This is a genomic window from Lactobacillus sp. ESL0246, assembly GCF_003692965.1.
Classification (GTDB): Bacteria; Bacillota; Bacilli; order Lactobacillales; family Lactobacillaceae; genus Lactobacillus.
This window is the reverse complement of the sequence record NZ_REHC01000003.1, coordinates 88,395-100,901: the sequence shown is the minus strand read 5'-3', so window position 1 is coordinate 100,901 and position 12,507 is coordinate 88,395. Positions and strand designations below refer to the sequence as shown.

Sequence of the window (12,507 nt, the reverse complement as noted above, 5' to 3'; positions counted from 1 at the left end):
CACCACTATATCTTGTATCTAACATGTTTTCAATTTTAATTTTAAAATAAATTTGTTATAAACACAACTTTATTTGCCTAATTAAATATTCGGTCTTTGCATAGAATTAAATATCTTAAATCTCAAATATTCGTAATTTTACCTACATTTATTAATTATTATAACTTTTTTTTATATAATGTTCTTATTTTTAAGTATAATCATCATAAGATAAACTCCTGACTTTTCTTACTACTATTACCATATCTAGTATAATTCAATAATAAATCGAATTATCCGAACATTTAGTTATAAAAAGCCACTGCAATAGCAGTGGCTTTTTATAACTAATATTCTTCTTTAACTTGCAGTTCATGATCAATTCGTGCACGACCATTATTATAATCAAAAGAGAATCCTGGCTGTACATTAAACAAGTAAACGTTAAAATCCAAACCCCCATCGGTTGAAATTGCCTGTAAATTTATTCCGCGAGCCATTAATTCATTATTACGAAAAATCGGTGTTGCCTGATAGATCACTCGTTGATTTTGCCGCAATGCTCGACGCACCCTGCTTTCAAAAATTGTCTGAATTTTTTGATTACAAAAAGCCGATTGCGTAAATAAATTTTTGGGATTATTTTGATCACCTGAAAGATTCCTCGGATTATAATTACCCTCTAAATCAATTCCGGCGGAAACTGAGTAGGCTATCATATGACCACGATTATAAATTTGTGTATCATTATGACGGTTATAGTGCCAAGCTGTAGGCTCAACAAATTGACGAACCCTTAATTCGTCGCTAGCAACATTTCTTTTTTCCAAAAAAGCCGTATTTGAATGTGACGTTCTATTTAAATTATCCAAATTTGAATAGATAACTCGATTGACTCTCCAAGCACTTTTAATTAATGTTGAATGATCATTATTTACCGTAATATAAGCTGAATCACCACTTTTAAAATCAAGTTGAGCCAATTTTTTGTAGTCTGACTTTGATAATCCTCCATATACTTTTTCTGCTGGCTTTGCCTGTTCAATTTGATTGTTAATGGAATTATGCTGGTTTTGAGTTATTCGATTGATAACTTGATGACCATTAGGATCGCTTCCACCTTTAGTGGAAATAAACCAAAACAGAAATAAGATGATAATGACAACTGTCCAAAAATTATTGTTACTCTTTCTGTTAGTTCTTCTACGTCTGCGTGCCATCCAATATGCTCCTTGATTAATAATAATCAAGTATAATCAATCGAACTACTGTTTGCAACTAATACAAAATAGCCTACCAGCCAAGCTCACTTTTCAATTATTAATTTCTGGCCCATTCATCAAGTAAATTTAAAAAATAACGTTCAGTTAAACGTTTAATTTTACTACCAGCAAGATTATATTTTTGGGCTTGTAGCCAAATTGGATTATTCTTCTTAAAGAAGTCATGATCGCCCATGACCAAGTAATCTGTATCTGCTTGAACTAAATCTTGAAATTGTCCCCCAAGATTATTTATCATTATAGTAGCTTCAGATTGATCCATATTCAGTTTACCATTTAAAACAACCTTTTTATTACTAATGGGATTATGAAAACCTCTTTCCCATGATTGCAATGGTCGTTCTAATAAATCAATATTTTTAATTTTGGTCTGCGCTTTTTGAAGTAAATCAATTGTAAAGTGATTACGAAAATCATCATACACTTTTTTAGTGGCAATCGAATCTGCTAAGCCATGATGTTCTTCAGTTTCGGCAATCCCCGCTCGTTGCATACAGTCGAGCAGCCGATTATGCTTATAAGGATAATATACTCTAGCCAATCGTAAAACATCAACGTAATCATTATTTAAGATGGGTAGCTTGAATTTTTTAGTAAGATCATACAAAAAATTCAAATCAAAATTTACGTTATAGCCAATAATAATATCTTTTCCAATAAATTGACGAAATAATGTCATTGCTTCTTTAATAGGCATTCCTTGTTCAAGCAATTGCTCTTCTGTAATTCCATTAAGCTTAGTTATAAAAGCAGGGACATGATTTGAACGCGGGTAGACAACTAACTGGCTAAATTGATCAACAATCTCATTATCACGTACCTTAATCGCTCCCAATTCAGTCACATGATCACGATATGGATTTAGACCCGTCGTCTCAATATCAAGCAAGGTATAGTCAGCAATAAAACGTGGTCGTTCTTGACCTTTAGCCCGTATTTGATCTTGTGCACCTGAGACATGTAATATACCGTTTTTAATAAAAATACTCATTACAATTTATTATCCTTTAACTAGGGCTGCCAGTAAGCTTTTACTATCAGCATTAAATGCCACGCTTCGCTTATTGATACTCTCGGGAAGACGCTCTTTCTTTAAATCAGCAGCAACATACGACCACTGCTCATATTCTTCTACCAGGTGTAAAACCGGGTTAAGCAATTGTGGACTCGTTTCATCAACGCCCAGTTCCAAAAAGACAGTTCTTTTATTTTCACTTCCGGTTAAAAACCAACGAAAACGGGCATTGTCATCAGTATCTGGATAAAAATGATCATTCAATGGCAAATGAATTTCCATTGGCTGACCACAAACTGTACATTGAGGAACTAAAGACGCAAGCTCCCTCGTATTATCTTTAACGGATAAAAACTGTTGAACTACCGCAGTATCATCTTGTAAGCCATGATTAACACCACTGGAGCACTGCATTTTAGTCCAATTTCCAAAAATATTAAAAAGGCGTTTTTTATTAAAACCTGCTTTTTCAAAGAAATTAGCAAACGTAGATGTAGCTATGAAATATTCTTTATTTCCCAGAAGTTGTTTTAACTGCCTCATTGTGACACTTGGTTCATAAGTTAGAGAATACTTCTGGATAAATTCACTCCATATTGACCAGCGCTGCTTCCATGATAACTTTTTCAAATCTAGTGCAGTCCCAACTGAAAGAACACCATAGTTTTTAAAAATTTCCGGAAATTCTTGGGAAAAGTTTGTCTGTCCCAGTAAATCCAGGCCTTCAATTTTTGCTAGACCATTGCCCGCTGTAACGACAACTACATCAGCATCGTCAATTAATTGATATGCTTTATTCAAATTATCCATTAATACCTTTTTCTACTTTCGATCATAACCAGTAAAGGAAACTTGACCATCATCGACATCAGCTAAAAAAACATCACTAACATCTTGGTAACCAGCTTTTTTAATCTCTTCTTGTAACCAGTCCTCATCCTTATTCAGGAATTCAAGTGCATCTTGATTAATTTGACCATCATTGATTAATGGAAAATGTAAATTCTTTTCATCCTTTTTGATTACAGTCAATTGGCCATTTTTTTCAAAAATACAGTTCTTAACCTTCTCAACGGAATAAATTCCTTGGCTACGCAACTTAAACATCAACTCATTAGCAGAAATACCAACAGAAAGACAATTTTTAACTAAAACCTTACCATTTTTAATAATTTGAATCGGTTTGCCATCAATCAATGTTCGAATCACATTGCTATGCTCACGTGCATATTTCAAAATAAAGACTACTAAGGTCCAAACTATCAAAACTAATAAAAACTGTAAAACATTAATATTAGCATTGTAGATAACACCACCAATAATGCCACCAAGAACATAGTTTTGTAATTGATCTAGTGCAGTTGTCGGGGCAATATTACTTTTACCAAAAACATTAATCTGAAAAATTAATGTTACCACACCTAAAACAAATTTGATAAAGAGCTGTGTATAATCCATTCTTGTACCTCCTAATTTTTAATATCTACTTGATGGTTAATCACATGTGCCTGTTTTAATGAATAACTATTGTTATCATTATTCAATTCCAATTGATAATCTTTATCTTTTGAGTCAATCCGGACAATAATGCCATTTTCTAAAGTAGTTGAATTTACTAAGACATCCGAGTTAGCCACTTGATAGTCCTTAGCAATTGATTTAATAAACGGTGCGATCTGTTCTGAACGTGACTCAACTAAATTTGTTTGAACATATTTTTCATATTGCGTACCAACAAATAGTAACAAGAATAATAAAGCAATAATTCCCAAATCACGGTATCTTGTGTCAAAACGATGGCGAAGATAAAGAACCGTAAAAGCAATCAATGTCAACGCGGCAATTGCAATTAAAGCATACAGAATTGTTTTATTGGTATTTTGATTTCGCTCAATATACTTAAGTGTGTAAAAAGTCATAATATGTCACCCTTACTAAAAAAACTAGCATCGTTCATATGAGCGGTGTTTAATGAATTAATTTACGACTAGACGCAAAATTACTGAATGATATTTATGCGCTAATAATTATATATAATAATAGTATAACAAAAAGTGAGTAGAATTGAACTACTCACTACTTCTAATCTTTACTTGATGATGCACCAGTTTGAATATCAGACTTCTGCTTTTCTAGTTCTGATTCTGCTTTAGTTGAAGCACCAGAAATTGAATCTGAATTAGAATTTCTTCGATAGGTTGCACCCGAAGTTGCATCAGGATCCATTACTAATTTTTGACCCGTTGTTTCGCAAAAATATTTAACTAGTGGATATAAATCTTGCACCCATTCATAGATACCTGCATAATTGCCTTCATCGTCTTCAACTCGTTTGTAATAATGTAAAACCAGTTCATGTAAGTTTCCTGTTGGGACAGGCATAAAAACTTCATTATGACCATCCTGCTTTTTGCGCAAGGCATGCGCAACTTTTTTAGCTGATGGAATTACATCACGGACATCAGGATGAACTTCTCCCATTGAATCACCAACTTGTTCAGGAATTCTTTTAGCTTTCATTTTAGTTTGAGGATCAACTGGGCGATTATACCATAAAAATTGATTATTATTATCAACAAAAGTTAACTCTCCAATTGTATTACGTAACATCCAATTTAATTGATTAACTGTCAGCAAACCACTATCTAACTTGACGTAATCATCACCACTAGCCGCATGAGTCTTATTCGCAGCTTGCTCAAGCCAGTTAGGGTCATTCTTATCAATTCCTGCAATAGTATACCGACCCTGTCCACTAGCCGTAAAATCTTCTTTTAAATATTCTTCAGCATCCATTTGCCGTAACCAATCTGGTTCTGCCATAATTTCCCTCCTAAAAATTAAACTTCTTCCCTTAAATTTTAGCACGATAACTTTTAATAAAATATGCTATAACTAAATATAAAATTATAATTGATCATTCCATGTTTTCTTTCATCTATGATAAGCTAAAAGAGAAACTGAGATTAATTAATAAAGGAGAAAAATATGAAAACAGGTACCCAAATAATCACATTAAACAATGGTTACCATCTATGGACTAATACCCAAGGACATGGAGACATCCATTTATTAGCACTTCATGGCGGACCTGGTGGCAATCACGAATATTGGGAAGACACCGCAGAACAGTTAGAAAAGCAAGGCTTAAATGTTCAAGTTACGATGTATGATCAATTAGGTTCGCTCTATTCTGATCAGCCAGATTATTCTGATCCTAAGATTGCTGCTAAATATCTTACCTATGACTACTTCTTAGATGAAGTAGACGAGGTTCGTGCTAAATTAGGTCTAGATAATTTTTACTTAATTGGTCAAAGTTGGGGTGGATTACTTGTCCAAGAATATGCTGTTAAATATGGGCAGCATTTAAAAGGAGCAATTATTTCATCAATGGTTGATGAGATCGATGATTACGTTAAAGCTGTCAATCGTCGCCGTCAAGAAATCTTGTCGCAAACTGAAATCGATTTTATGCACGAATGCGAAAAAAATAATGATTACGCTAATCCCCGCTACCAAGAAGATGTTACTATCTTAAATATCAACTTTGTTGATCGGCGCCAACCATCTAAGCTATATCATTTAAAAGATCTTGGTGGCAATGCTGTTTATAACACTTTTCAAGGTGATAATGAATTCGTTATCACTGGCAAACTAAAAGATTGGCATTTTAGAGATCAGCTTAAAAATATTAAAGTACCAACTTTAATAACTTTTGGTGAAAATGAAACGATGCCAATTGCCACAGCAAAAATTATGCAAAAAGAAATCCCTAACTCTAAATTAGTAACTACTCCAGATGGTGGCCATCACCACATGGTTGATAATCCGAATGTTTATTATAAGCATCTAGCTGACTTTATCCGTGAAGTCGAAAGAAATTAAGTTAAAGGTAATAATTCTAAATAACAGCATCACATTTAAATTTTAAATTAGTGAAGTAATACTCAACTTTGATAATTATCAAAGTTGAGTATTTTCGTTTAAACTACAAGCACACACAAATCAGGTTAAATAGCAATAATTTTTATAAAAACATTTTATAATTTTTAATCTATAGAAGTTTATACACGCACATATATAAGTATATATCTATTTATAACTTATTAAAAAACATTCTGTCAAAAATTGCATAAATCAAAATAAATCTGTATAATTACTTATATATCGCTAATATTTAAGTCGTAATTTATAATTTGTAGTATGAACACGCTTTCAAAAAACAACAAATTATTCAAAGCTAATAGTAGTATAAACAAGCATTTGTCTTCACAAAAATTGGAGATGAAAAAAATAAACATTTTTATAAAAATCATATTATTAATTAGCTTTATAGCATTTACTTTAAGTATGGCTTGGAGTATCTATTTATCATTTAACCCCCATATAAAACAAGAAAAATATACTACAAAGCAACGATCATTTAATACAATGCTACTAATAATTCCAGCAATGAATGAATATCATGTTTTACAAAAAAATATGGATGCATTACTTAGTCTTCACGATCAATGCAAAAATAATTTTAATCTTAAATTGGTTTTCATTGATGATGATTCTAATGATGGTACCACAGAATTATTGCAGAAATACTCCTTCATAAATAATGTTTTTGTTATTCATCGAGTTAAGCCCCATGCTCAAGAAGGCAAAGGACCTGCTCTAGAAGATGCTATTAAAAGAATTTCTCATATTGACACTCCCCAAAGTACACTCATAGGAATTGTTGATGCCGATAGTCATTTAAACAGTAATTATTTAATAAAAGTTTGGCATGCTTTTGAATATTCGAACTATGACTTAGTACAAACACGAGTAGACATCTTTAATACTGATTCTAATTTAATCAATATGCAGAATTTTGAACTATCAATTTACAACGGGTTACTACAGATGATTCGTACCAATTGGGGATCAGCATTGGCATCTGGCAATGGACAATTTGTTACTATGTCGATGGCAAAGGACATTGGTTGGTCAACTTCATTACTGGAAGATTGTGAATTTTCATTAAGAGGATTACTTAAAGGATATTTTGGCACTTTCATCAATATTGATAGTGTTCAACAAGAAGGTGTCAAAACTATTAAAAAACTAATTAGACAACGTATACGCTGGTGTCAAGGCGGTTTGCAATGTTTAAACAAATATGGTTTTAAAATCATTAAATCCAATAAAATACCGATTATGATTAAAGTTGATATTATTTTATTTTTAACAATGCCTTATTTGTCGATTATAATTACGCCAGCCTCTATTATTTCCTTTCTTGTCTTAATTTTTTATGCAAATACAAATTTCGTACTTAGTTTCAGTATATTACTTGCGTTGCTATGTATCGAATATACAACTAATACTTTAATGGTTTTAAAACAATTAAAGGCCTCCGAAGGCAATATTAAATTGAGTTTTAATCAAATTATAAAAAGTGTTTTCAGTTTTAGTTTATATCGCTGGGTATTGGCTATTGTTCCCTTTTGTTCAATTGTGAGACAATTAAGTGGACACAATTCATGGGATAAAACCAGCCATTCTTAATTAATACAATACTAGAAAAGCGCTAAACCGGACGTGGTTTAGTGCTTTTCTAGTATCATTAGTTTGTATCAAATAAGATATATAATTTTATAATTAGTCCTTTAAATGTGAATATTACAATATAACTGTAGCTAAAACATCAAGGAAATAATATCCTTTATTTTGTTTTACAACGTCTTTAACTGAAATAGGTTGATGAACAATTTCTACATAATATTTACAATTAAAACATATATTTTTTTCTTTAGTTAATAATACATTAAGTTTTGCATCTTTTCTAAACAACTGGTTAAAACACTATCCACACCATTTTTTGGATTTGATCATCATTGATCTAACAACCATCTAAAACTTGATGCGATTATATCTATCAGCTCTTTTTGTTCTAATCATCATTGATCTAACAACCATCTAAAACAGTTTAGCAACAACGATTATAAGGCTGTGCGTTCTAATCATCATTGATCTAACAACCATCTAAAACGATTAACTTTGGCGGTATACATATTCTTAAGTTCTAATCATCATTGATCTAACAACCATCTAAAACTAGCTAGTTTAAAATCTATTTCATTTTCTGGTTCTAATCATCATTGATCTAACAACCATCTAAAACAAGCTTTCTCGCCTTTTTTCTAGCTTTTTTGTTCTAATCATCATTGATCTAACAACCATCTAAAACTAATTAATACAGAATGCTTCAACCAGTGGTGTTCTAATCATCATTGATCTAACAACCATCTAAAACCCAATTTCGTTCTACCAGATCACGTAGATCGTTCTAATCATCATTGATCTAACAACCATCTAAAACTGGTGACTCTGCATAACCATGACAACATAAGTTCTAATCATCATTGATCTAACAACCATCTAAAACATGGAAATCAGCCAATCAGGCAAAGGTATTGTTCTAATCATCATTGATCTAACAACCATCTAAAACATTTTAAGGTTATTATATATTAGTAAATTAAGTTCTAATCATCATTGATCTAACAACCATCTAAAACTTCACTTACCACGTATATCACTCCTTAACTGTTCTAATCATCATTGATCTAACAACCATCTAAAACCACCGGATTGCAGTTTGCAATTCAAAAATTGTTCTAATCATCATTGATCTAACAACCATCTAAAACATGTTTTTTTCTAATACCTTGAAGTTCGAGGTTCTAATCATCATTGATCTAACAACCATCTAAAACAATTATCAAGTTTTAAAGTACCCTCGGAATGTTCTAATCATCATTGATCTAACAACCATCTAAAACAGTCGAGGTATCAATCTCAGATTGCTGCTTGTTCTAATCATCATTGATCTAACAACCATCTAAAACTTCCGTCTAAATTAATGCGCAAACTAGTAAGTTCTAATCATCATTGATCTAACAACCATCTAAAACAGGAGATATACAAAAAATGATTAATTACGGGTTCTAATCATCATTGATCTAACAACCATCTAAAACATTTTTTGTAATTTTTTATTATCATCAGGCGTTCTAATCATCATTGATCTAACAACCATCTAAAACTGGCTGGATAGCCCAGCTTGCTAAAAACTAGTTCTAATCATCATTGATCTAACAACCATCTAAAACATTGTCATAAGCCGTACTGATTGCAATCGTGTTCTAATCATCATTGATCTAACAACCATCTAAAACGTTTTGCTATTGGGGGCATTCTCAATCCAAGTTCTAATCATCATTGATCTAACAACCATCTAAAACATGTTTGTTGTCCAGTGTTTGTGTCGACAAGTTCTAATCATCATTGATCTAACAACCATCTAAAACATCAATCATTTAACTTAGTATTTTTAACTTGTTCTAATCATCATTGATCTAACAACCATCTAAAACAAGTTTGATTGCTCTATGGGTGGTATTTTTGTTCTAATCATCATTGATCTAACAGCCATCTAAAACAATAAATAAATTTAATTTTTCGTTCAATCAGTTCTAATCATCATTGATCTAACAACCATCTAAAACGCCGATTGTTGATGTTTTAATACTGCTATGGTTCTAATCATCATGATCTAACAACCATCTAAAACCTGTTGCAAGGCAAGTACTTAATCAAGCACGTTCTAATCATCATTGATCTAACAACCATCTAAAACATGAACATGAAAAAGAATTAGATCAGACAAGTTCTAATCATCATTGATCTAACAACCATCTAAAACTGACAAAGTAAGTAATTGCTTGTTTAGTAAGTTCTAATCATCATTGATCTAACAACCATCTAAAACCTATTATTAGTATATCACAATAGACTAATTGTTCTAATCATCATTGATCTAACAACCATCTAAAACAGCAGGAGGTGGGAAAAGATGAACAGATTAGTTCTAATCATCATTGATCTAACAACCATCTAAAACCAGAATAACCCCAATTTACAGGTTTACAATGTTCTAATCATCATTGATCTAACAACCATCTAAAACATAAGATATACTGCTTAATTCTAAAAATGCGTTCTAATCATCATTGATCTAACAACCATCTAAAACTAAACATTAACGCTATTATATTGATATAGAGTTCTAATCATCATTGATCTAACAACCATCTAAAACCGATATTTTATAATAAAGTTTTAATATAGATGTCAGTACAAATCGATTAGATCCTGATCAATATAATAAAATTGCACACCCTCAGGTACAACCAATAAATCTGGGGATGTAAATTCTAAAAGGACTACCATCCTATTCATTTGTTGAGCTAAACTTGATAACTCTATCAATTGATCCCGTTCTAAATAGTGTGTCAAATTACACATCACAGGGATCGATTTCAAGTTACATGATTGATGAATTTTCAGAACCAGATCTATTATAGCATATGGATTCTTAGTAAATTTAGAATCTATGTGTAAATCAACAAATTTTAAAAGTTTTTTCAAATCATCATCAAACTCAATTATTAATGGTAAATCTTCCAGCATTAATGAATCATCAATAGCTCCCTCTAAATTTTGCAATGCAACAAAAATTTGATTTCGATTATTTTCGTTAATATTAGCAATATAACTATTTAAAATATTTGACATGTATTTTTTAATTATATTATCACTCAAAAGTGGATCACCAACAAAATCAAATGTTTTAGCAATATCAAGTGAATCATAACTGTCATCTGCACAAATTAGCATTTCATTCTGACACTGAAATGCCTGCACTAAATTACGAAAAGCAATTGGACTTTGCGTGGCAATAATTTTTATTCCAGAGTTAGTCAGTACCCATTTCTTGTGAGTCAAATACGATAAAATCATAAAATCACTGTCCTATCCGACATATTGCGTACATCTTCTATAGGTTTCCCTACCAAAAAGTGCATATCGTTATATTGCTTTTCCGTGACCATTAATGACTGTACTATACCGCCTTTAGGCAAAAACTTTTTGACTCTCTTTTCTAAAAATTGTGCCGTCTGTCGCGTCACACAAACGCGAACATAAACAGAATACTGCATCATCAAAAATCCCTCATTAATTAACTTCTTACGAAATTGTCTATATTCCTTTCTTTGTTGTGCTGTTTCCGTTGGCAAATCAAACATTATCATTAAACGCATTATTCGGTACCTCATTTGTTAAATTCATCTCCATTTCTGGTAACCCGCAATTATCATTACTTAGAAAAGTTAAACAATGGCGTGTGTAGTCTGCAATCGCATTAGTTAACAACGTCTTTTTACCATTAAAATTAATTTCCAAACTCAATAGTTCAACTAATCCATACTTAATATCTGGCGTTAACTCCTTGATTTTCTCATTAGCCTTAACCCAATAATCGACAAATGGTCTAAATGGTTCCATTAAATCTGATGCCAAATTAAATTGATTTTCTTCAGAGCAGTGATGAATTCCTAAATAAGTAGAATAACCATTAATTGCAATTTCACGGTTAAAACTCGACAGTAGAATTGCATAACCATAATCAAGAGCAGCATTAATTGCACATGGATTACGGCGAACAAAGGTCTTGTCAAACAATATCATAAAATATTTTCTTGCAGCAGCCGCTTCACGATTACTGCAATCATTTAATTCCAATTGATTCAGTTCATCATAAACAGTTTGGGTATTCAAGTGATAATTTTCTAAAACCTTTATCTGATTGGTGATTTTTTTATTAACAATCTTCGTCCAAAGTTTTTCTTTACTATCCTGATCCCAATTGACTTGTTTAATCAACTTCTCCTCTTTCCTAGCACCTGGATAATAATCAACCGTCTCAGTTACTGGATTACTCTTTTCATCCACAAAGATTACTTTTGTCTGATTTTGCGCTAGTTTACTAATCAATGCACTCGAAATTACTGCTTGTGTCGTTGAAACTAGTAGTAGATTAATATCTGCAATTGGTATTTGATTAATACCATCACGCGTTTGTACAACCATCATGTTCATTGTATAAGTTAATTTCGCATGTTGGGTAATAATTACAGAACGCCATCCCATAGAATTCCTCCTTGCATCTTTTACTAAAAATGTTATAATGTAGTCGTCAGGTAGCTCCTGACAGATGATTTCTGATCATCATTGATCTAACAACCAAATTTTAAAATCAAACAAGCATCGTTAGATGTAAGTTTTAACGCGATATTTATCGTCCTACCTCAGCTCTATAGCGGAGGCTTTTTTATACACAAAAAAGGGAAC

General features: G+C 31.9%; 11 protein-coding genes and 1 CRISPR repeat array. Of the genes, 2 read left to right on the top strand and 9 right to left on the bottom strand.

Features of this window, described 5'->3' with window-relative positions:
* Positions 1–326: 326 nt before the first annotated feature.
* From F5ESL0246_RS01205 to F5ESL0246_RS01180, 6 genes are all read right to left on the bottom strand, one after another.
* Positions 327–1,199 carry a DNA/RNA non-specific endonuclease gene (locus F5ESL0246_RS01205; protein ID WP_122017737.1) on the bottom strand — a complete coding sequence of 291 codons (873 nt, stop codon included), beginning with the start codon at positions 1,197–1,199 and terminating at the stop codon, positions 327–329.
* Positions 1,200–1,299: 100 nt separating this feature from the next.
* Complete coding sequence (locus F5ESL0246_RS01200) at positions 1,300–2,253, bottom strand: exonuclease domain-containing protein (RefSeq protein ID WP_122017736.1); 954 nt, start codon at positions 2,251–2,253, stop codon at positions 1,300–1,302.
* A gap of 9 nt (positions 2,254–2,262) precedes the next feature.
* Positions 2,263–3,087: a Sir2 family NAD-dependent protein deacetylase gene (locus F5ESL0246_RS01195; protein ID WP_122017735.1), complete on the bottom strand. Its 825-nt coding sequence runs from the start codon at positions 3,085–3,087 to the stop codon at positions 2,263–2,265.
* Between the two features lie 12 nt (positions 3,088–3,099).
* Positions 3,100–3,735: a DUF421 domain-containing protein gene (locus tag F5ESL0246_RS01190; RefSeq protein ID WP_122017734.1), complete on the bottom strand. Its 636-nt coding sequence runs from the start codon at positions 3,733–3,735 to the stop codon at positions 3,100–3,102.
* Positions 3,736–3,746: 11 nt separating this feature from the next.
* Entirely contained in the window at positions 3,747–4,196 is a 450-nt protein-coding gene (locus tag F5ESL0246_RS01185; protein ID WP_122017733.1) for a DUF3290 domain-containing protein, read from the bottom strand.
* A gap of 163 nt (positions 4,197–4,359) precedes the next feature.
* On the bottom strand, positions 4,360–5,100 hold the full coding sequence (locus tag F5ESL0246_RS01180) for a PAS domain-containing protein (RefSeq protein ID WP_122017732.1): 741 nt from the start codon (positions 5,098–5,100) through the stop codon (positions 4,360–4,362).
* A gap of 165 nt (positions 5,101–5,265) precedes the next feature.
* Here F5ESL0246_RS01180 and F5ESL0246_RS01175 point away from each other — a divergent pair, with 165 nt between their 5' ends.
* Positions 5,266–6,165 carry a proline-specific peptidase family protein gene (locus tag F5ESL0246_RS01175; RefSeq protein ID WP_122017731.1) on the top strand — a complete coding sequence of 300 codons (900 nt, stop codon included), beginning with the start codon at positions 5,266–5,268 and terminating at the stop codon, positions 6,163–6,165.
* Between the two features lie 465 nt (positions 6,166–6,630).
* A complete protein-coding gene (locus tag F5ESL0246_RS01170) occupies positions 6,631–7,818 on the top strand; it encodes a glycosyltransferase family 2 protein (protein WP_158592780.1) in 1,188 nt (395 codons plus the stop codon).
* 316 nt (positions 7,819–8,134) lie between these two features.
* Positions 8,135–10,414: direct repeats of the CRISPR family, unit length 36 nt; unit sequence GTTCTAATCATCATTGATCTAACAACCATCTAAAAC.
* Between the two features lie 32 nt (positions 10,415–10,446).
* On the opposite strand, the gene csn2 is transcribed toward F5ESL0246_RS01170, so the two are convergent.
* The 3 genes from csn2 to cas1 are packed head-to-tail and all read right to left on the bottom strand — an operon-like array spanning position 10,447 to position 12,306.
* Positions 10,447–11,115, bottom strand: a complete 669-nt coding sequence (csn2, locus tag F5ESL0246_RS01165; RefSeq protein WP_122017729.1) for a type II-A CRISPR-associated protein Csn2 — start codon at positions 11,113–11,115, stop codon at positions 10,447–10,449.
* Complete coding sequence (cas2, locus tag F5ESL0246_RS01160) at positions 11,112–11,417, bottom strand: CRISPR-associated endonuclease Cas2 (RefSeq protein ID WP_305021738.1); 306 nt, start codon at positions 11,415–11,417, stop codon at positions 11,112–11,114. The genes csn2 and cas2 overlap by 4 nt, the downstream gene beginning before the upstream one ends.
* A complete protein-coding gene (gene cas1, locus F5ESL0246_RS01155) occupies positions 11,395–12,306 on the bottom strand; it encodes a type II CRISPR-associated endonuclease Cas1 (protein ID WP_122017728.1) in 912 nt (303 codons plus the stop codon). Before cas1 ends, cas2 begins: the two co-directional genes overlap by 23 nt.
* Between the last annotated feature and the right edge of the window lie 201 nt (positions 12,307–12,507).